This window comes from Hydrogenophaga sp. (assembly GCF_031426985.1).
Classification (GTDB): domain Bacteria; phylum Pseudomonadota; class Gammaproteobacteria; order Burkholderiales; family Burkholderiaceae_C; genus Hydrogenophaga.
In genome coordinates this window covers 1-18,009 of record NZ_JASJOY010000237.1, presented here as the reverse complement: position 1 = coordinate 18,009, position 18,009 = coordinate 1, and the positions used below count along the sequence as shown (strand labels likewise).

Sequence of the window (18,009 nt, the reverse complement as noted above, 5' to 3'; positions counted from 1 at the left end):
AGGATGAAGCCGCGGATCTGGCCGCCGTCGTCCTTGGCCCAGACCACGAACACGTCGGCGATCGGGCTGTTGGTGATCCACATCTTGGCGCCGCTCAGGGAGAAGCCGCCGGGCACCGAGCGGGCGCGGGTGATCATGCTGCCGGGGTCGCTGCCGTGGTTGGGCTCGGTCAGGCCGAAGCAGCCGATCCATTCACCAGTGGCCAGCTTGGGCAGGTACTTCTGCTTCTGCGCTTCGGAGCCAAATTCGTTGATCGGCACCATCACCAGCGAGCTTTGCACGCTCATCATCGAGCGGTAGCCCGAGTCCACGCGCTCCACTTCGCGCGCCACCAGGCCGTAGCAGACGTAGTTCAGGCCGCTGCCGCCGTACTGCTCGGGGATGGTCGGGCCCAGCAGGCCCAGCTCGCCCATCTCGCGGAAGATGGACGCATCGGTGGTCTCGTTGCGGAAGGCCAGCTGCACGCGGGGCAATAACTTTTCCTGGCAGTAGGCGCGGGCGGCGTCCTGCACCTGGCGCTCGTCGTCGGTGAGCTGGGCGCTCAGGTGGAAGGGGTCTTCCCAGCTGAAAGTTGCTTTGTTCGATGCCATGGTGCGGGTCTCCGTTGGACGAGGGTTGGAAGCGGATGTTGGGACGGATTGTCGTGGCGCCATGAATAGCTGTCTAATATTGATTGCCGATTGATCAATACGCATTGCATATTCATGGAATTCCGCCACCTGCGCTGTTTCACCGTGCTCGCCGAGGAGCTGCACTTCGGCCGCGCGGCCCAGAGGCTGGCCATGACGCAGCCGCCGCTGTCGATGAACATCCAGCAGCTCGAAGCCGATGTGGGCGCGCGCCTGTTCGAGCGCAACAGCCGCGGCGTGGCACTGACCGCTGCAGGGCTGGCCTTTCTGCCGCGCGCGCTGGCGCTGCTGGAGCAGGCCGCGCTGGCCGCGCGCGAGGCGCGCGACGTGGGGCAGGGCCTGGCGGGGCAGCTGCAGATCGGCTTTGCCGGCACCGTGCTCTACCGCGGTCTGCCGCAGGTGCTGCGCGACTTCTCCGCCGCGCACCCCCGGCTGCGGCTGGCGCTGCGCGAACTCAGCAGCAGCGAACAGCTGGTGGAGCTGGTGCACGACCGGCTGGACCTGGGTTTCGTGCACACCACGCGCGTGCCGGCGGGCTTCTCGCAGATCCTGGTGTCCAGCCAGCCCTTCATGGCCTGCCTGCCGTCGTCCCACCCACATGCCCAAGCGAAGCGCTTGTCGCTGGACCAGCTCAAGGGCGATGCCTTCGCCATCGTCATGCGCGCCGTCTCACCCGACTACCACGACCGAATCCTCGCGGCCTGTGCCGACGCGGGCTTCGAGCCGTCGCTGGCCTTCGAGCTGCGGCACTGGCTGAGCGTGGTCTCGGTGATCGCGCAGGGCCTGGGCGTGGGCCTGGTGCCGGCGGCGCTGCAGCAGGCCGGCCTGCCCGGTGTGGTCTTTGTGCCGCTGGCCCAGCCGCTGGCGCCCTACGACACGCACTGCCTCTGGCGCACCGGGCGCGACCAGACCGCCCAGGGCGCGCTGGGGGCATTTCTGGCCGCCGTGCAGGTCACGGCGCAGACGGGGCACCATCGGCCCACCCCCTGAACCGAACCGGAGAACAACGATGAGCAACACCCAGACCCTCGTGCTCGGCGGCGGCTGCTTCTGGTGCACCGAAAGCGTCTACAAAGAAGTGCGCGGCGTGACCGACGTCGAGTCGGGCTACAGCAACGGCCAGGCACCCCAGCCCAGCTACGAAGACGTGTGCACCGGCACCACGGGTTGCAACGAGGTGATCAAGCTGGTGTACGACCCGGCGCAGGTGAGCACCCGCGAGCTGCTGGAGATTTTTTTCGTCATCCACGACCCGACCACCCTGAACCGCCAGGGCAACGACGTGGGCACGCAGTACCGCAGCGGCATCTATGTCACCAACGACGAACAACGGGCCGTCGCGCAGGCCTTGATCGACGAGCTGACGGCCGAAAACGCCTTTGGCCGGCCCATCGTGACCGAGCTGCTGCCGCTGGCCCACTACTGGCCGGCCGAGGACTACCACCAGGACTTCTTCGAGCACCACCCGCACCAGGGCTACTGCATGGCGGTGGCGGCGCCCAAGGTGGCGAAGTTCCGCAAGACCTTCACCCGCCTGGCGAAGTAAGCCTGCGTGGCGCCGACGCGCAGTGCCTGAGCCAGGGGCACGGCGGAACCGGCTTGCCGGGCCGCGCGTGTCGCCCCTTGAAGGGAGTCAGGCGGCGCCCGGCGGGGGGGCGTCAATCCCTGCGCAGACGCGCCTGCAGCCGGGGCCAGAGCACGATGACCGCCAGCCCGCCCAGCACCAGGGCCGCCGCCCCCAGCTTCCACAGCGGCAGCGCCTCGCCCAGTGCCAGGGCCGACGCGCCCATGCCGAACACCGGCACCAGCAAGGCCAGCGGTGCCACGGTGGCGGCCGGGTGGCGGGCCAGCAGCCAGTTCCACACGCCGTAGCCAAACAGCGTGTTGCCCAGCGCCTGCCAGAGCACGCTGGCCCACACCCGTGGCGTGGCCTGGGTGATGGCGCTGTGCATCAGGTCCGGGCCCTCGACGAACCACGCGATGGCCAGCAGCGGCGGCACCGCGAACGCGCTGCTCCAGACCATGAAATGCAGCATGTTCACCGGCCCGAGCGACTTGACCACCAGGTTCGCGCTGGCCCAGAAGAAAGCGGCCGACAGCACCAGACCCAGCCCCGTGAGCGTGACCACCGCGGCGTTCAGGTGCAGGCCGATCACCGCCAGCCCGGCCAGCGCGAGCAGCAGGCCCAGCAGCTGGAAGCCGCGCACCCGTTCCTTGAGCAACAGCAGCGACAGGCCGATGGTGAAGAACACCTGCACCTGCACCACCAGCGAGGCCAGCCCGGGCGAGATGTGCCCCTGCATGGCCAGGAACAGCAGGCCGAACTGGCCCACCCCCAGCAGCACGCCGAACGCGGCCAGCTTGCGCCACGGCGCCGTGGGGCGCGGGACGAACAGCAACCAGGGCAGGGTGGAGAAGGCAAACCGCAGCGTGGCAAACAGGAAGGGCGGCAGCCCGTCCAGCCCCCAGCGGATGACCACGAAGTTGGTGCCCCAGACAAAGACCACCGCGAGGGCGAGCAGGAGGTGGTTGAAGGGCAAGGGCGGCTCCGGGGGGGTGTGACGGCCCGCCAGTGTAGACAAGCCCCCTGCGATCGCCTGTCGCTGGCGTCTCTAAGATGCAGGCCCATGATCCAGACCGATGGCCTCGCATGGCAGCCGCCCGGTGGCGCGGGCCTGCGTTTTCCCGATGCCGCCGTGCCCCAGGGCGGCACGCTGCTGCTGCGTGGCCCCTCGGGCAGCGGCAAGAGCACCTGGCTGGCGCTGCTGGCGGGGCTGCTCACGCCGGCGGCCGGCCGGGCCGTGGTGGCCGGTCAAGCGGTGGGCGAGCTGGCCCCGGCCGCGCGCGACGCCTGGCGCGCCCGGACCATTGGTTTCCTGCCGCAGCGCCTGCTGCTGAGCCCGGCCCTGAGCGTGGCCGACAACCTGGCGCTGGTCTATTTCGCCTCTGGATTGCCAGTGGACGCGGCGACCATCCACCACACGCTGGCCGCGCTGGGCGTGGCCCACCTGGCCCCGCGCCGGCCCGCCAGCCTCTCGGGCGGTGAGGCGCAGCGCGTGGCACTGGCGCGGGCGCTGCTGCTGCGGCCGCAGGTGGTCCTGGCCGACGAACCGACCGCCAGCCTGGACGACGGCGCCTGTGACGCCGCGCTGGGGCTGTTGAGCGAACGTGCGCAACGGGCCGGCGCGACGCTGGTGATCGCCACGCACGACGCGCGCGTGGCGCGGGCGCTGCCGGCCGCTGCCGTGCTGAACCTGTCGCCGGGAGCGCCGGCATGAACCTGCTCACGCTGTCCTGGCGCTACCTGTGGTCGCGCCCGCTGGCCTCGGCGCTGAACCTGCTGTTGCTCACGCTGGGCCTGGCGTCCATGGGCTTTGTGCTGCTGGCGCAGGACCGCATCGAACGCGCCTTCGAGCGCGACCTGCAGGACATCGACCTGGTGGTGGGCGCCAAGGGCAGCCCGCTGCAGCTGATCCTGGCCGGCGTGTTCCACCTCGATGTGCCGCCCGGCAATGTGCCGCTGGCCGAGGTGCGTGCGCTGGCGCGGCACCCGCAGGTGGCGCAGGTGATCCCGCTGAGCCTGGGCGACAGCGTGAGCGGCTTTCGCATCGTCGGCAGCACGCACGACTACCCGGCCCACTACGGCGCCACGCTGGCGCAGGGCACGCTGTGGACCGCGCCGCTGCAGGCCGTGCTGGGCGCGCAGGTGGCCCAGGCCACGGGTTGGCACGTCGGCCAGCCGTTTGTGGGTGAACACGGCCTGGGCGGCGGTGGCCACGCGCATGGCGAATCGCCCTACACCGTGGTGGGCGTGCTGCGGCCCTGCGGCTGCGTGCTCGACCGGCTGGTGCTGACCGACACCACCTCGGTCTGGGCAGTGCACGAAGGGCTGGCGCCGGGCGAGTTCGAGGGCCTGTCGGCCGAGGATCGCACCGCCATCGAGGCCGAACGCGAGGTGACGCTGGCCCTGGTGCGCTACAACACGCCGATGGCGGCGATCGGCCTGCCGCGCTGGGTCAACAGCACCACGAAGATGCAGGCCGCCGCCCCGGCGCTGGAAATCACCCGCCTGCTGACCCTGGTGGGCACGGGCACCCGGGTGCTGCAGGGCATGGGCGCCGTGCTGCTGCTGGTGGCCGGCCTGTCGGTGTTCATCGCGCTGTGGAGCGCGGTGCGCGAGCGCCGGGCCGACACCGCGCTGCTGCGCCTGCTGGGCGCGCCACCGCGCCGGGTGGCCGGGCTGCTGCTGTGCGAGGCGTTGTGGCTGGCCGTGCTGACCTCGGTGGCCGGCCTGTTGCTGGCCCAGGGCTTGACAGCTTTGCTAGGCTGGATGTGGATGGCCGACATGGGGTTGGCCACCACCGCGGCCGGGCACTGGCCGCCCACGCTGTGGGGCGTGCCCGTGGCCGCCCTGGGCGTGGCCCTGGCCGCCGCCGCCGTGCCGGCCATCAGCGCCTACCGTTCGGACGTCGCGTCCCTTCTTTCATCCTCAAGGTCCACCACATGAAACACACACTGCTCGCATTCGCCCTGTCCCTGCTCGCCACCGCTGCGCTGGCGCAGCACGCCGACCAGGAGATCAAGGAAGACATCGCCCGCCACCGCGCCATGGCCGCCGCGCACGAAGGCGCCGCCAAGTGCCTGGAGGCCGGCAAGAAGGAAGAGGTCTGCATGGCGGAACTCCAGACCGCCTGCAAGGGTCTGGCGATTGGCAAGTACTGCGGCATGCGGCACGCGCACTGAGATCCCCCCGCGCCGCCTTCGGCGTCACCCCCCAGGGGGCGGCACCAGCGGCCCGGCCAAGCCGGTTCCGCGGTGCCTGCTGGACCGACTTCCCTTCGCTGGCATGAACCACTTCTCCCGTTTTTTCCTTGCACTCCTGGCGTGTTCCGTGCCGCCCACGTTTGCGCAGGTGCTGAGCTCGCCCATGGGCACGCCCAGTGCCTCGGTTTCGGCAGGCACGCCGTCGGCCTTGCCGCACGGGCAGGGCGCTGGGGTGCACAGCCCGCTGAGCCCGTTCGCGCCGCTCAAGCCGCGGTCGGACGTGGTGGCCTGGTCGGTGCTGACCGACGTGAAGACGGTGCTGCAGAACCGGCGCATCGTGCCGGTGTACACGCCGGCGGTGATGGCGCTGAACCAGCAGAAGGTCCGGCTGCAGGGCTTCATGATGCCGCTGGGGCCGGGCGAACAGCAGCGTCACTTTCTGCTGGCTTCGGTGCCGCTGACCTGCTCGTTCTGCACGCCAGGCGGGCCCGAGAGCATGGTGGAGGTGCGCACCGTGCAGCCAGTGAAGTACCGCCAGAACGCCGTGGTGGTCGAGGGGCGGTTGCACGTGTTGCAGAACGATCCCCACGGCCTGTACTACCGCTTCACCGAGGCGGTGGGCGTGCAATGAACCTCTGCCTCAGAGGGCCGTGACAGCGCTGTGACAGCACCGGGGCGGTGCCCGCCGCTACCATCGGCCGGGTGAACTTCGCCAGCCACCCCGTCGTCGCCTCCCTCACCCCCGTGTTCCTGCTCATCGCCGCCGGCTACCTGGCCGGGCGGCTGGAGTGGATCCGCGAATCGGCGGTGCGTGACCTCTCCAACCTCGTCTTCCTGCTGCTCATTCCGGCCCTGCTGTTCCGCACCATGAGCGGCGTGCACGTGGAGACGCTGGACCTGTCGCCGCTGCTGGCCTACTTCCCCGCTGCGCTGCTGCTGCTGGGCGTGTCCATCGCCTGGCGCGGCTTCAACCGCACCAGCGTGGTGTTGGCCCTCGGCGGCGTGTTTTCCAACATGGTGATGATCGGCATCACCCTGGTGGAGTTGGCCTACGGCAAGGCCGCGCTGGTGACGCTGCTCACGCTGGTGTCGGTGCATGCGCTCATCCTGCTGACGGTGGGCTCGGTGGTGCTGGAGCTGGTGGTGGCCAAGGAGGCCCGCGCCGGCGGCGAGCGTGCGCCGCACGTGCTGCAGACGGCCTGGTCGGCCTTCAAGGGGGCGCTGATCCACCCGATCCCGCTGCCCATCATCAGCGGCCTGCTCTACGCCCAGACCGGCTGGGGCCTGCCCGCCATGGTGGACAAGCCGCTGCAGCTGCTGGGCAGCGCTTTCGGCCCCATCGCGCTGGTGCTGGTGGGGGTGACGCTGGCGCGCACGCCGCTGCGCGGTCAGTTGGTGCCGGCGCTGTGGATCACGCTGTCCAAGAACCTGGTGTTGCCGCTGCTGGTGGGCCTGGCGGCCTGGGGCGTGGGCATCAGCGGCCTGCCGCTGACCGTGATGGTGGTGGCCGCCGCCCTGCCCATGGGGGCCAACGTGTTCCTGTTCGCCCAGCGCTACGAGGTCGCCCAGGAACTGACCACCGCCGCCATGGGCGTGTCCACCGTGCTGGCGCTGTTCACGCTCAGCGCGGTGATGCTGGTGATGGCGTACTTGAACTGATCGGTCAGAGCGGGGTGCGCCCAGCCCAGAACGCGGTGGAACCGGCTCTGCCGGGCCACATCGCGTTGCCCCCTGGAGGGGGCGACCCACCGCCGGTGCGGCGCAGGGGTGGGCCGTCTACTGGCTGATCTTCTTCGCCTCTTCGATCTGGTATTCGAAGTAGCGCTGGATGCCGAACGCCAGGCTGCCCATGAAGGCCACCGTGCCGAACATCAGCGAGAACACCAGCGCGCCGATGGTCAGCCAGTTGGTGGCGCCGGCGGCGGCTTGCGGGTCCAGCGTCGGGTTGAACCAGCGGTTCCATTTCTCGCGCTCGGCCAGCGCGTACACGATGCCCGCCAGGCAGGCGGCGGTGATGCTCAGGCCCAGGAAGGGAATCATTACCCACGAGAGCTGGTCGTCCTGGCCGTATTGCTGCACACGCTCGACGCCCATCCAGCCGATGGCCGCGGCGATCGGGTGCAGCCAGCCGATCCAGTCGCCCAGGCCGCGCAGGTAAAAGCGGTGCAGGCCCATGCTGCCGCCCAGCAGCGCCAGCCAGACGGTCAGGGTCTTGTTGCGGACCCTCATGCGGCGCTTTGCGGGTCCACCGGCGGGGAGCTGTCGCCCTGGCCCAGGGATTTTTCCATCAGCACGATGTCCAGCCAGCGCTCGAACTTCCAGCCGCAGGACTTGACCACGCCCACGCGCTCGAAGCCCAGCGCCGTGTGCACGCCGATGGAGCCGGCGTTGGCCGAATCGCCGATCACCGCCATCACCTTGCGGACGCCGCCACGCTCCAGCGTGGCCAGCAGCTCGGCCAGCAGCGCGCGGCCCAGGCCCTTGCCGGCGGCTTCGGGCGCGAGGTAGATCGAGTCTTCGACCGAAAAGCGGTAGGCCGGGCGCGGCTTGAACCAGTTGCCGTAGGCAAAACCGATCACCTGACCCGCGTCCTCGGCCACCAGCCAGGGCAGGCCCTTGCCCAGCACGTCGGCGCGGCGTATGGCCATGTCGGCCGCGGTGGGCGGGGTGGTTTCAAAGGTGCCGGTTCCGGTCAGCACATGGTGGCCGTAGATGCGGGCGATGGCGTCGAGGTCTTCGTCGCGGCTGGGGCGGATCAGGGGCATGGGGAGGAAAGAGAAATCAAAGCTCCTTGGGATTGGGAGCGGGCTGGCTATAATGGCAGGCTTTGCAGCGTTTCGCTGGCCGGGTGGTCAGTCGTGTGTCTCAAGCGCTGCGGGAAAACGTCGGTACGCGTTGTGCCGGTGTTCACCACCACCCGAAGGATAAATCATGGTCGTCATTCGACTCTCCCGCGGCGGCTCCAAGGCCCGTCCGTTCTACAACATCGTGGTTGCCGACAAGCGCAACCGCCGCGACGGCCGCTTCATTGAGCGCATCGGCTTCTACAACCCCCTGGCCCGGGGCGGTGAAGAGCCTCTGCGCGTCGCCACGGACCGCCTGACCTACTGGACCGGCGTGGGTGCCGAGCCGTCCGACACGGTGGCCCGCCTGATCAAGCAAGCCGCCGCCAAGACCGCTGCCTGATCGCGGTCCGGCCAGCCCCCACGGGCTGGCCACCCGGTGCTCCGAACGCATGTCCAGCAGCCCTTTTGCCGCCACGTCTTTGCCGGACGACGCCGTCGAACTGGGCCGCATCCAGGACGCCTGGGGCGTCAAGGGCTGGGTTCGCATCCATCCGCACAGTGCCGACACGTCGGCGCTGTTGGCCTCTCCAGACTGGTATCTGCAGCCGCCCGAAGCCCGCTTCGCGCGCGGCTTTTCGGCGTTTTCGGGTCATGTGCAGGTGCACGTGGCCGAGATCAAGACCCACTCCGACGGCATCGTCGCCCGCCTCGATGGGGTGGACGACCGCAGCGCGGCCGAAGCCCTGAAGGGCGTGCGCATCAGCGTGCCACGCAGCGCCTTCCCCGTTGCTGAGGACGGCGAGTATTACTGGGTCGACCTGATCGGCCTGGATGTGGTCAACCGCGAAGGCGTGCACCTGGGTGTGGTGCGCGACCTCATGCCCACCGGCCCGACCTCGGTGCTGGTGATGGAATACACCGAGACCGTGGACGGTGTCGAAACGACCGCCGAGCGCATGGTGCCCTTTGTCGCCGCCTACATTGACGACGTGGATCTCAAGGCGCGCCGCATCACCGCCGACTGGCAGACCGATTACTGACGGGAGCGCGCCATGCGCTTTGACGTCATCACCCTTTTTTCAGAGTTGTTCGAGCCGTTTCTCAAAAGCGGCATCAACCGGCGCGCGTTCGAGTCCAAACAGGTCGAGGTGCGGCTGTGGAATCCGCGCGACTTCGCCGAAGGCAACTACCGCCGCGTGGACGACCGCCCGTTCGGCGGTGGCCCCGGCATGGTCATGATGGCCGAGCCGCTGTGGCGCTGCCTGCAGGCCATTCGCGCCGACCGGGCCGAACCTGACCAGAGCAGGGCGCCCGTGGTGCTGTTCTCGCCCATCGGTCAGCGGCTGGACCATGCCATGGCGACCGGATGGACCCGCAGCGAAGGCGCGGTGCTGGTCTGTGGGCGCTACGAGGGCATCGACCAGCGTTTCATCGACGCCTGCGTGGATCGGCAGATCAGCCTGGGCGACTTTGTGCTCTCGGGCGGCGAGATCGCGGCCATGGCCTTGCTCGACTCGGTGGCGCGGCTGATGCCCGGCGTGCTGGGCGACGAAGGCAGCCACCAGCAGGACAGTTTCAACCCCGCGCTGGACGGCCTGCTGGACAGCCCGCACCACACCCGCCCCGAGGTTTGGCAGGGGCCGAACGGCCCGATGCCGGTGCCCGAGGTGCTGCTGGGCGGGCATCATGAACGCATCGCCCGCTACCGGCGCGAGCAAAGCCTGGGGCTGACGGCCGAGCGCCGACCCGACCTGCTGGAACAGGCCCGGCAGGCCGGCAAACTGAGCCGGGCGGATCAGGCTTTCCTGATCTCGCCGAAAAAGCTATAATTCAAGGCTCTTCGATCCTCTGGCCGGCCGCTGCGACAGGTGAGGTTTTTTGAACCTCCGGGATTCGCAGCCATATCAACCCCATGTTGGGGCAGCGCGGCCATGATCGGTATGAAAGCAACCATGAACCTGATCCAGACCCTTGAGCAAGAAGAAATTGCTCGCCTTGGCAAGACCATCCCGCCGTTCGCTCCTGGCGACACCGTGATCGTCAGCGTGAACGTGATCGAAGGCACCCGCAAGCGCGTGCAGGCCTACGAAGGCGTGGTGGTGGCCCGTCGCAACCGTGGCCTGAACTCCAGCTTCATCGTGCGCAAGATCTCCAACGGCGAAGGCGTGGAGCGTACGTTCCCGCTGTACAGCCCGCTGATCGCCTCGATCGAAGTCAAGCGCCGCGGTGACGTTCGCCGTGCCAAGCTGTACTACCTGCGCCAGCGCAGCGGCAAGTCGGCACGTATCAAGGAAAAGCTGGGCGCCTGATCGCTCGCTTCCCAAAAAGCCGCTCGTCCGAGCGGCTTTTTTTTGCCCTGTTCAACCCCGCCCCATGAGCCAGCGTTACCCACCCACCTTCGACCCACGCCAGGTGCCTGTGCTGCCCGGTGCCGCCAGTGCCGGGCTGCAAGCGGTGCAGCCCGCGCGGCTGACGCCCCAGGCGCTGCGGGAGCGGTTTGCCCACCCGCCCGCCTGGGCGCCGGAACTGGTGCAGGAGCGCCGCTTCACCGACCGCACACCCGCGCCGGCGGCCGTGCTGCTGCCGCTGGTGATGCGCGAGCGCCTGCACCTGCTGCTGACGCAGCGCACGGCGCACCTGTCCACCCATTCGGGGCAGATCGCTTTTCCGGGCGGCAAGGTGGACGCGGACGACCGCGACGCCACGGCCGCCGCACTGCGTGAAACCGAAGAAGAGACCGGTCTGAGCGCCGCGCACGTGGAGGTGCTGGGCTCGCTGCCGCAATACATCACCGGCACGCAGTTCTTCATCACGCCGGTGGTGGCGCTGGTGCAACCGGGCTTCACGCTGCAGCCCAACCCCCACGAGGTGGACGACGTGTTCGAGGTGCCACTGGACTTCCTGATGGACCCGCACAACCACCGGCGTCATGCGATGGTGTGGAACGGTGAGGTGCGCGAGTGGTATTCCATGCCCTACCAGGACGGACAACAGGAGCGCTTCATCTGGGGCGCCACGGCCGGCATGCTGCGCAACTTCTACCACCTGCTGCGGGCCTGAGCACGGCCGGCCGGCAGGGCGCCACTATCATTGCCGCATGAGTTTCTTTGCCATCCTGATCGCCTTGCTGCTGGAGCAGGCCCGCCCGCTGGCCTACGACAACCCGGTGCACAGCGCGCTGCGCGGCTGGGCGCGCACGGTGCGGCGCAACCTCGACGCGGGCCAGGCCTCGCACGGCTGGCTGTCCTGGGTGCTGGCCGTGGGCGTGCCCGCAGCCCTGGCCGGCGGTGTGTACTGGGCGCTGTGGTGGTTCAGCAGCGTGCTGGCGTTTGCCTGGATGGTGGGCGTGCTGTACGTGACGGTGGGTTTTCGGCAGTTCAGCCACCACTTCACCGGCATCCGCCAGGCGCTGGAAGCGGGCGACGACACCGCCGCGCGCGAGCAGCTGGCGGCCTGGCTGCGGGTGGACGCCGCCAGCCTGCCGCGCACCGAACTGCTGCGTCAGGTGATCGAGCAGTCGGTGCTGGCCGCGCACCGCCACGTATTCGGTGTGCTGGCTCTGTTCGTGGTGGGCTGGATGTTGGGCCTGGGTCCGGCCGGTGCGGTGCTCTACCGCATGGCCGAGTACCTGCCGCGCAACTGGCGCGAACGCCCCGACGGCACGCCCAGTGCCGCCCTGCGCAACGCGGCGGCACAGGCCTGGCAGTGGGTGGATCACCTGCCGGCGCGCGCCACGGCGCTGGGGTTTGCGGTGGTGGGCAATTTTGAAGAGGCCGTGGCCAGCTGGCGCGGCGAGGCCGAACGCTACGGCCCGGGCAGCGACGGCATCCTGCTGTCCGCCACCTCGGGCGCCATCGGCGTGCGGCTGGTGATGCCGCCCGAGGGCGAAACCGCGGAAGAAGCCGACGGCACGGTGCGGGCCGAACCGCAGATCGCCCACCTGGCCAGCGTGGTGGGCCTGGTCTGGCGCAGCGTGGTGCTGTGGATGCTGCTGCTGGCGCTGCTGTCGCTGGCACGCCTGCCGGTCTGACCGGCGCTCAGGCCTTCAGTTCAGTACAGCCGGCGCTGCGACAGCTCGGCGAACAGTTCGGTGTAGATGCGGTAGCGGTTCTCGCCGATGCTGGCGTCTGCCGCACCATCTTCGCCCTGCACCTGGGCGCGCACCGCGCAGCCGGGCTCGTGCAGGTGGGTGCAGTTGTAGAAGCGGCAGTCGCCCAGGGTCGCGCGCAGATCGGGCATGAGCTGCGCCAGCTGCACGGCTTCGATGTGGTTCAGCCCGAATTCCTGAAACCCGGGTGAGTCGATCAGCGCCGTCTGCTTCGCACCGTCCGTCCAATACCAGGTGGTGCTGGTGGTGGTGTGTTTGCCGGAATTCAGGGCGCGCGAGATCTCGCCGGTGAGCGCCTTGGCGTGCGGCACCAGGCGGTTGACCAGCGTGCTCTTGCCCACGCCCGAGGGGCCGAGCACCAGCGTGGTCTTGCCTTGCAGGTGTTGCTGCAGTTCGTTCAGTCCGGCTTCAGTGCCGGCGGCGGTCGCGCCTTTCAGGCGCAGCGGCAGCACGGTAGCGCCCATGCGGCGGTAGGGGGCGAGCCGTTCCCAGGCGTTGTCAAACGCGGGTTGCAGGTCACTCTTGTTGAGCACGATCAGCACCGGGATGTGCTCGGCCTCGGCCGCGATCAGGGCGCGCGCCAGCTGGCGTTCGGAAAACTCCGGGTCGGCCGCGATCAGCACCAGCAGCTGGTCGAGGTTGGCGGCGAAGGATTTGGTGCGCAGCTCGTCCTGGCGGTAGAACAGGTTGCGCCGCTCCTGCACGCGTTCGACGCTGCCTTCGTCGCCGGTGGGCAGCCAGTCCACCCGGTCGCCGACGACGACCTGGCTCTTCTTGCCGCGCGGGTGGCAGATGCGGCGCTCGCCGTCCGGACTTTCGACCAGGCAGTGGCGGCCAAACGCGGCAACCACCAGCCCCGGTTGCACCGCGGTGGATGCAGTTGCCGCTGGCGTGGGGCGTTTGCTCAAGATGCCGGCCCGCTGGCGGCGCCGTCCTGGAGCAGGGCGTCGACCGCCGCGGCGCAGAAGAAGTCGCTGACCGAGATGCCGTCCACATCGTGCGTGTTGAAGCGCACCGTGCAGCGGCCGTAGCTGACGGCCAGGTCGGGGTGGTGGTCTTCGCGGTTGGCCACCCAGGCCAGCGCGTTGACAAAGCCCATGGTGCGGTGGAAGTCGGGGAAGGTGTAGGTTTTTTCCAGTGCGCCGTCGATCAGCTTCCAGCCTTGGGCGTTTTCGCCGTTGAGCTGGGTCAGCTGCGTGACGATCTGGGTGGCCGAGAGGGCCTTGCGGTTCTGGTGGATCGGGTTCATCGGGTGGCTCAGGCGGTGGCGGTTTGCAGGCGGGCCAGTCGTTCGCTGGCCGGCGGGTGCGAGTAGTAAAAGCGCGCGTACACCGGGTCGGGCGTGAGCGTGCTGGCGTTGTCCTTGTAGAGCTTGAGCAGGGCGCTGGCGAGGTCGCGGCCGTCGGTGTGGGCCACCGCGTAGGCATCGGCTTCAAACTCGTGCCGGCGCGAGAGCTGGGCCATCAGCGGCGAGAGGAAGTAGGTCAGCAGCGGCACCACCAGCATGAACAGCAGCAGGGCCACCGCGTGGTTGGGCGCGTCGAGCGCGGGCGTCACGCCCAGGCCGGTGTAGAACCAGATCTGGTTCGACAACCAGCCCAGCAGCGCAAAGCCGACCAGGCTGAGCGCGAACATCAGCACCACGCGCTGCACGATGTGGCGGCGCTTGTAGTGGCCCAGTTCGTGCGCCAGCACGGCGTCGATCTCGGGTGGGCTCAGCTGCTGCAGCAAGGTGTCGAAAAACACCACGCGCTTGGCGGCGCCGAAGCCGGTGAAGTAGGCGTTGGCGTGCGCGCTGCGCTTGCTGCCGTCCATGACGAACAGGCCCTTGGCCGCGAAGCCGCAACGCTGCATGAGCGCGTTGACGCGGGCCTTGAGGCTTTCGTCCTGCAGCGGCTCGAACTTGTTGAACAGCGGCGCGATCAGCGTGGGGTAGAGCACCAGCAGCAGCAGGTTGAACCCCATCCACACGCCCCAGGCCCAGAGCCACCAGGTGGGGCCGGCGGCGCCCATCAGCCACAGCACCAGGGCCACGATGGGCAGGCCGATCAGCGCGCCGACCAAGGCGTTCTTGAGCAGGTCGCCCAGCCACAGGCCCAGGCTCATCTTGTTGAAGCCAAAACGTTCTTCGATGCGGAAGGTGGACCACCAGGCCAGCGGCAGGGTGAGCAGACCGCCGATGAGCACGAAGGCGCCGATCAGTGCCAGCTGCTGCCACAGGCCACCGCCCATGAGCGCGAGCAGGGCCTGGTTGAGGGCGTTCAGGCCGCCCAGCAGCGTCCAGCCCAGCAGCAGGGCGGCTTCCACCGCCGTCTCCAGCTGCGCGAAGCGGGCTTTGGCGAGGGTGTAGTCCGCGGCTTTGTGGTGCGCCTCGGTGCTGATGGTCTGGGCAAAGGCGGCGGGCACGCTGCTGCGGTGGCGCGCCACATGGCGGATCTGCCGGCTCAGCAGCACGGTGCGCACGATCAGGCCGGCCACAAGCAGGGCGCAGACCAGAGAGGTGAAGGTGAGGGCGGTGGCATCCATGGGGGCGAGTCTATCGAAGCCGCGATGCACACAGCGGCGGCGGGGTGGTCGGGCCGGTGCGGCCGATGGGCGAAAATCGCAGCATGACCGACACCACCCACCCCAAACCCGCCGCCCCCCTGAGCAAGAGCGACCAGAACCTGGTCTGGCTCGACTGTGAAATGAGCGGCCTCGACCCTGAAAAAGAACGCCTGCTGGAAATCGCCGTGGTGATCACCGGCCCGCAACTGACGCCGCGCGTCGAAGGCCCGGTGCTGGTGATCCACCAGAGCGACGCCGTGCTGAACGCCATGGACAACTGGAACAAGGGCACCCACGGCAAGAGCGGCCTGATCGACAAGGTCAAGGCCAGCACCGTGGACGAAGAGCAGGCCCAGGCCGAGTTGATCGCGTTCATCGGCAAGTACGTGCCCAAGAACGGTTCGCCCATGTGCGGCAACAGCATTGGCCAGGACCGGCGCTTCCTGGTCAAGTACATGCCCAAGCTGGAGGCCTACTTCCACTACCGCAACCTGGATGTGAGCACGCTCAAGGAGCTGGCCAAGCGCTGGAGTCCGGCGGTGTACGACAGCTTCAAGAAACACCAGAAGCACACCGCGCTGGCCGATGTGCACGAGTCGATCGACGAACTTGAACACTACCGCCAGCACTTGCTGAAATGAAAAACGGGGCCACAGGGCCCCGTTTTTCATGGATGGCTGTTCTCGGTCAGAACAGCTGCATCGACACCCAGTAGGCGACCGCGGCCACGAAGGCGGAGGCCGGGATGGTCAGCACCCAGGCCCAGATGATGTTGCCCGCCACACCCCAGCGCACGGCGCTGGCACGCTGCACCGAGCCCACGCCCACGATGGCGCCGGTGATGGTGTGGGTGGTGGACACCGGGATGCCCAGGGCCGTGGCCAGGAACAGGGTCATGGCACCACCGGTTTCGGCGCAGAAACCGCCCACCGGCTTGAGCTTGGTGATCTTCTGGCCCATGGTCTTGACGATGCGCCAGCCGCCGAACATCGTGCCCAGGCCGATCGCCATGTAGCAGCAGATGATGACCCAGGTGGGCGGCGACTTGTCGGCCGCAGCGGCGTAGCCGGTGGCGATCAGCAGCATCCAGATGATGCCGATGGTCTTCTGCGCGTCGTTGCCGCCGTGGCCCAGGCTGTAGGCCGCGGCCGAGACCAGCTGCAGCCGGCGGAACCAGCCATCCACCCGCAGCGGGCGGGCACGGCGGAAGATCCAGGCGACCAGCACCATCATCAGCGAGCCGAGCAGGAAGCCCAGGAACGGCGAGACGAAGATGAAGGCCACGGTGCGCAGGATGCCGGAGGCCACCAGCGCGCCGGTGCCGGCCTTGGCGATCACGGCGCCGACGATGCCACCGATGAGCGCGTGCGACGAGCTGCTGGGGATGCCGTAGTACCAGGTGATCAGGTTCCAGGTGATGGCGCCCGAAAGCGCGCCGAACACCACGTGCGGGTCCACCACACTCGGATCGGCGATGCCCTTGCCCACCGTCGCCGCCACGCTGAGGTGGAAGATGAAGATGGCGATGAAGTTGAAGAAGGCGGCGAACACCACCGCCTGGCCAGGCTTGAGCACCCCGGTGGAGACGACGGTCGCGATCGAGTTGGCGGCATCATGAAACCCGTTCATGAAGTCGAACACCAACGCGAGCATGACCAGCATGACCACGACCCACAGGGCCGTCTGAACGGTCGTCATGACAGGCTCCCCGCGATCAGGAGTTTTCGAGGACCACGCCCTCGATCAGGTTGGCCACATCCTCGCACTTGTCGGTGATGGTCTCCAGCAGCTCGTAGATGGCCTTGAGCTTGATCAGCTCGCGCACCTCGGGCTCTTCGCGGAACAGCTTGCTCATGGCCGAACGCATCACGCGGTCGGCGTCCGATTCGAGACGGTCGATCTCTTCGCAGGTCTTCAGCGCGGCCTCGGCGGTCTTAGGCTCGTTGACTTTCTCCAGCAGGCTGACCGCATGCTTGAGGCGTTCGCAGCACTTGACGCTCAGATCCGTCAGGCGGGTGATCTCTTCGGTCATGTGGCGCACGTCGTACAGCGCCATCGTCTCGGCCGAGTCCTGGATCAGGTCGGCCACGTCGTCCATGCCGTTGATCAGCGAATGGATCTGCTCGCGGTCGATCGGCGTGATGAAGGTGGTGTGGATCAGGCGGTTGACTTCCTGCGTCACGCGGTCGGCTGCGCGCTCGGCGTTGTCCACGTCCTGGTTGTACTTCTCGCGCAGGTGGGCGTCGCCGTAGTTCTGCACCAGCTTGGAGAACGCGTGCGCGGCCTCCACGATGTGCTCCGCGTGCTGGTTGAACAATTCAAAAAAATTGCCTTCGCGGGGCAACAGCTTGGCAAAGAACATCGTGACTCCTGGGTCGAACATGACAAAACGCTTGCAAACAAGCGTCAAACCCGTGAATCTTACCCGTGGCCCCCGGTGCGCGACACCCGGTGTTCGGCCGTCTGAAGACCTGATGTGTCGAAAAGGCTAGGTGAAAACCCGAAACGCATGCCATAATCGCAGGCTGCGCGGAAAACACCGCGCATTTTGTGCATCTGCCTCTTACACAGGCCCCCCGAACGTGAAAGCCGGCCCGCAGCCCCCTGCGGCGGACCCGGCCCAGCCACTGCCCCTCAGGCATCGGCAACGCGGGATGGGCCATTCGCACCCCGCTTGCGGCTTCATTTTTACGAAGGCTGCGATCTCCGGCGCGTTGAACGTTTGATGGTTGATGTTTTGTAACCACGAACGGATCAAGCGCCCTGGAGCCTTTTGAGCGGCCCCCTGAGCGTCTTTTTTCGATCAATTGCGCACACCGCGCAAGGACTGAACATGAGCGACTCTTTTGAATCCCGCGGCGACTTCACGCCCGAAATCCTCTCCAACGAAGGCGACGCCGCCCTCGAAACCACGCAGGCCGTCGAATCCATCGAGGCCGCTGATGTCGCTGAGACCGCCGCGCCCGCAGAACCCAACGGCTTCGAGCTGCTGGGCCTGGCGCCCGAGCTGGTGCAGGCCTGCGTCGACCTGGGCTACGTGCAACCCACCCAGGTGCAGAACAACGTCATTCCCAAGGCCTTGCTGGGCAAGGGCGAAGCGCGCCACGCCGACCTGATGGTGTCCAGCCAGACCGGCAGCGGCAAGACCGCCGCCTTCCTGCTGCCCGTGCTGCAC

At 68.1% G+C, this 18,009-nt stretch carries 24 protein-coding genes; 15 read left to right on the top strand and 9 right to left on the bottom strand.

The window, feature by feature from the left end:
• Window positions 1-590, bottom strand: a 590-nt coding sequence (locus tag RMP09_RS23620) for an acyl-CoA dehydrogenase family protein (protein WP_310568418.1), incomplete at its 3' end; no start/stop codon positions are given.
• A 114-nt stretch (window positions 591-704) separates the two neighbouring features.
• Between RMP09_RS23620 and RMP09_RS23615 the strand changes: the two genes are divergently transcribed.
• Window positions 705-1,619, top strand: coding sequence for a LysR family transcriptional regulator (locus RMP09_RS23615; protein ID WP_310568417.1), 915 nt, complete (start codon window positions 705-707; stop codon window positions 1,617-1,619).
• 19 nt (window positions 1,620-1,638) lie between these two features.
• Window positions 1,639-2,175: a peptide-methionine (S)-S-oxide reductase MsrA gene (gene msrA / locus RMP09_RS23610; protein WP_310568416.1), complete on the top strand. Its 537-nt coding sequence runs from the start codon at window positions 1,639-1,641 to the stop codon at window positions 2,173-2,175.
• Window positions 2,176-2,287: 112 nt separating this feature from the next.
• On the opposite strand, the gene RMP09_RS23605 is transcribed toward msrA, so the two are convergent.
• Window positions 2,288-3,169 (bottom strand): EamA family transporter, encoded by an 882-nt coding sequence (locus tag RMP09_RS23605; protein WP_310568415.1) that lies wholly within the window; start codon window positions 3,167-3,169, stop codon window positions 2,288-2,290.
• Window positions 3,170-3,256: 87 nt separating this feature from the next.
• On the opposite strand from RMP09_RS23605, the gene RMP09_RS23600 reads away from it, so the two are divergent.
• The 5 genes from RMP09_RS23600 (at window position 3,257) to RMP09_RS23580 (ending at window position 7,052) form a co-directional block, all read left to right on the top strand.
• Entirely contained in the window at window positions 3,257-3,907 is a 651-nt protein-coding gene (locus RMP09_RS23600; RefSeq protein WP_310568414.1) for an ATP-binding cassette domain-containing protein, read from the top strand.
• A complete protein-coding gene (locus RMP09_RS23595; protein ID WP_310568413.1) occupies window positions 3,904-5,136 on the top strand; it encodes an ABC transporter permease in 1,233 nt (410 codons plus the stop codon). The genes RMP09_RS23600 and RMP09_RS23595 overlap by 4 nt, the downstream gene beginning before the upstream one ends.
• Entirely contained in the window at window positions 5,133-5,372 is a 240-nt protein-coding gene (locus tag RMP09_RS23590; protein ID WP_310568412.1) for a hypothetical protein, read from the top strand. The genes RMP09_RS23595 and RMP09_RS23590 overlap by 4 nt, the downstream gene beginning before the upstream one ends.
• Window positions 5,373-5,475: 103 nt before the next feature.
• On the top strand, window positions 5,476-6,024 hold the full coding sequence (locus RMP09_RS23585) for a DUF3299 domain-containing protein (RefSeq protein ID WP_310568411.1): 549 nt from the start codon (window positions 5,476-5,478) through the stop codon (window positions 6,022-6,024).
• Between the two features lie 71 nt (window positions 6,025-6,095).
• Window positions 6,096-7,052 carry an AEC family transporter gene (locus tag RMP09_RS23580; RefSeq protein ID WP_310568410.1) on the top strand — a complete coding sequence of 319 codons (957 nt, stop codon included), beginning with the start codon at window positions 6,096-6,098 and terminating at the stop codon, window positions 7,050-7,052.
• A 117-nt stretch (window positions 7,053-7,169) separates the two neighbouring features.
• Here the strand turns inward: RMP09_RS23580 and RMP09_RS23575 are convergent, their stop codons facing one another.
• A complete protein-coding gene (locus tag RMP09_RS23575) occupies window positions 7,170-7,622 on the bottom strand; it encodes a hypothetical protein (protein ID WP_310568409.1) in 453 nt (150 codons plus the stop codon).
• The gene (locus RMP09_RS23570) at window positions 7,619-8,158 is read right to left on the bottom strand and encodes an N-acetyltransferase family protein (RefSeq protein ID WP_310568408.1); all 540 of its coding nucleotides are present in this window, start codon (window positions 8,156-8,158) and stop codon (window positions 7,619-7,621) included. Before RMP09_RS23570 ends, RMP09_RS23575 begins: the two co-directional genes overlap by 4 nt.
• 166 nt (window positions 8,159-8,324) lie before the next feature.
• Between RMP09_RS23570 and rpsP the strand changes: the two genes are divergently transcribed.
• The 6 genes from rpsP to RMP09_RS23540 all read left to right on the top strand — a co-directional run bounded on the left by rpsP (window position 8,325) and on the right by RMP09_RS23540 (window position 12,209).
• Window positions 8,325-8,579 (top strand): 30S ribosomal protein S16, encoded by a 255-nt coding sequence (rpsP, locus tag RMP09_RS23565; RefSeq protein ID WP_310568407.1) that lies wholly within the window; start codon window positions 8,325-8,327, stop codon window positions 8,577-8,579.
• 49 nt (window positions 8,580-8,628) lie between these two features.
• Window positions 8,629-9,219: a ribosome maturation factor RimM gene (gene rimM / locus RMP09_RS23560; RefSeq protein ID WP_310568406.1), complete on the top strand. Its 591-nt coding sequence runs from the start codon at window positions 8,629-8,631 to the stop codon at window positions 9,217-9,219.
• 12 nt (window positions 9,220-9,231) lie between these two features.
• Window positions 9,232-10,008, top strand: coding sequence for a tRNA (guanosine(37)-N1)-methyltransferase TrmD (trmD, locus tag RMP09_RS23555; RefSeq protein ID WP_310568405.1), 777 nt, complete (start codon window positions 9,232-9,234; stop codon window positions 10,006-10,008).
• Between the two features lie 123 nt (window positions 10,009-10,131).
• Window positions 10,132-10,488, top strand: a complete 357-nt coding sequence (gene rplS, locus RMP09_RS23550; protein WP_310568404.1) for a 50S ribosomal protein L19 — start codon at window positions 10,132-10,134, stop codon at window positions 10,486-10,488.
• A gap of 64 nt (window positions 10,489-10,552) precedes the next feature.
• Window positions 10,553-11,239, top strand: coding sequence for a CoA pyrophosphatase (locus RMP09_RS23545; RefSeq protein WP_310568403.1), 687 nt, complete (start codon window positions 10,553-10,555; stop codon window positions 11,237-11,239).
• Window positions 11,240-11,276: 37 nt separating this feature from the next.
• Window positions 11,277-12,209 carry a CobD/CbiB family protein gene (locus RMP09_RS23540; RefSeq protein WP_310568402.1) on the top strand — a complete coding sequence of 311 codons (933 nt, stop codon included), beginning with the start codon at window positions 11,277-11,279 and terminating at the stop codon, window positions 12,207-12,209.
• 20 nt (window positions 12,210-12,229) lie between these two features.
• Here RMP09_RS23540 and rsgA read toward each other — a convergent pair whose 3' ends face one another.
• Genes rsgA through RMP09_RS23525 form a run of 3 tightly spaced genes read right to left on the bottom strand, consistent with a single transcriptional unit; the run spans window position 12,230 to window position 14,813 of the window.
• A complete protein-coding gene (gene rsgA / locus RMP09_RS23535; protein ID WP_409559775.1) occupies window positions 12,230-13,252 on the bottom strand; it encodes a ribosome small subunit-dependent GTPase A in 1,023 nt (340 codons plus the stop codon).
• The gene (locus tag RMP09_RS23530; RefSeq protein WP_310568400.1) at window positions 13,192-13,536 is read right to left on the bottom strand and encodes a 4a-hydroxytetrahydrobiopterin dehydratase; all 345 of its coding nucleotides are present in this window, start codon (window positions 13,534-13,536) and stop codon (window positions 13,192-13,194) included. Before RMP09_RS23530 ends, rsgA begins: the two co-directional genes overlap by 61 nt.
• A gap of 8 nt (window positions 13,537-13,544) precedes the next feature.
• Window positions 13,545-14,813 (bottom strand): M48 family metallopeptidase, encoded by a 1,269-nt coding sequence (locus RMP09_RS23525; protein ID WP_310568399.1) that lies wholly within the window; start codon window positions 14,811-14,813, stop codon window positions 13,545-13,547.
• Window positions 14,814-14,896: 83 nt separating this feature from the next.
• Between RMP09_RS23525 and orn the strand changes: the two genes are divergently transcribed.
• Window positions 14,897-15,475: an oligoribonuclease gene (gene orn, locus RMP09_RS23520; RefSeq protein ID WP_310568398.1), complete on the top strand. Its 579-nt coding sequence runs from the start codon at window positions 14,897-14,899 to the stop codon at window positions 15,473-15,475.
• A gap of 46 nt (window positions 15,476-15,521) precedes the next feature.
• Here the strand turns inward: orn and RMP09_RS23515 are convergent, their stop codons facing one another.
• Window positions 15,522-16,532, bottom strand: coding sequence for an anion permease (locus RMP09_RS23515; RefSeq protein WP_310568397.1), 1,011 nt, complete (start codon window positions 16,530-16,532; stop codon window positions 15,522-15,524).
• A gap of 16 nt (window positions 16,533-16,548) precedes the next feature.
• On the bottom strand, window positions 16,549-17,196 hold the full coding sequence (locus tag RMP09_RS23510) for a DUF47 domain-containing protein (RefSeq protein ID WP_310568419.1): 648 nt from the start codon (window positions 17,194-17,196) through the stop codon (window positions 16,549-16,551).
• Window positions 17,197-17,667: 471 nt separating this feature from the next.
• Between RMP09_RS23510 and RMP09_RS23505 the strand changes: the two genes are divergently transcribed.
• A partial coding sequence (locus RMP09_RS23505) for a DEAD/DEAH box helicase (protein ID WP_310568396.1) occupies window positions 17,668-18,009 on the top strand: 342 nt, incomplete at its 3' end.

Coding starts and splice junctions, on each gene's coding strand:
- RMP09_RS23615 (WP_310568417.1), top strand. CDS start 705: ATGGAATTCCGCCACCTGCGCTGTTTCACCGTGCTCGCCGAGGAGCTG.
- msrA (WP_310568416.1), top strand. CDS start 1,639: ATGAGCAACACCCAGACCCTCGTGCTCGGCGGCGGCTGCTTCTGGTGC.
- RMP09_RS23600 (WP_310568414.1), top strand. CDS start 3,257: ATGATCCAGACCGATGGCCTCGCATGGCAGCCGCCCGGTGGCGCGGGC.
- RMP09_RS23595 (WP_310568413.1), top strand. CDS start 3,904: ATGAACCTGCTCACGCTGTCCTGGCGCTACCTGTGGTCGCGCCCGCTG.
- RMP09_RS23590 (WP_310568412.1), top strand. CDS start 5,133: ATGAAACACACACTGCTCGCATTCGCCCTGTCCCTGCTCGCCACCGCT.
- RMP09_RS23585 (WP_310568411.1), top strand. CDS start 5,476: ATGAACCACTTCTCCCGTTTTTTCCTTGCACTCCTGGCGTGTTCCGTG.
- RMP09_RS23575 (WP_310568409.1), bottom strand. CDS start 7,622: ATGAGGGTCCGCAACAAGACCCTGACCGTCTGGCTGGCGCTGCTGGGC.
- RMP09_RS23570 (WP_310568408.1), bottom strand. CDS start 8,158: ATGCCCCTGATCCGCCCCAGCCGCGACGAAGACCTCGACGCCATCGCC.
- rpsP (WP_310568407.1), top strand. CDS start 8,325: ATGGTCGTCATTCGACTCTCCCGCGGCGGCTCCAAGGCCCGTCCGTTC.
- rimM (WP_310568406.1), top strand. CDS start 8,629: ATGTCCAGCAGCCCTTTTGCCGCCACGTCTTTGCCGGACGACGCCGTC.
- trmD (WP_310568405.1), top strand. CDS start 9,232: ATGCGCTTTGACGTCATCACCCTTTTTTCAGAGTTGTTCGAGCCGTTT.
- rplS (WP_310568404.1), top strand. CDS start 10,132: ATGAACCTGATCCAGACCCTTGAGCAAGAAGAAATTGCTCGCCTTGGC.
- RMP09_RS23545 (WP_310568403.1), top strand. CDS start 10,553: ATGAGCCAGCGTTACCCACCCACCTTCGACCCACGCCAGGTGCCTGTG.
- RMP09_RS23540 (WP_310568402.1), top strand. CDS start 11,277: ATGAGTTTCTTTGCCATCCTGATCGCCTTGCTGCTGGAGCAGGCCCGC.
- RMP09_RS23530 (WP_310568400.1), bottom strand. CDS start 13,536: ATGAACCCGATCCACCAGAACCGCAAGGCCCTCTCGGCCACCCAGATC.
- RMP09_RS23525 (WP_310568399.1), bottom strand. CDS start 14,813: ATGGATGCCACCGCCCTCACCTTCACCTCTCTGGTCTGCGCCCTGCTT.
- orn (WP_310568398.1), top strand. CDS start 14,897: ATGACCGACACCACCCACCCCAAACCCGCCGCCCCCCTGAGCAAGAGC.
- RMP09_RS23515 (WP_310568397.1), bottom strand. CDS start 16,532: ATGACGACCGTTCAGACGGCCCTGTGGGTCGTGGTCATGCTGGTCATG.
- RMP09_RS23510 (WP_310568419.1), bottom strand. CDS start 17,196: ATGTTCTTTGCCAAGCTGTTGCCCCGCGAAGGCAATTTTTTTGAATTG.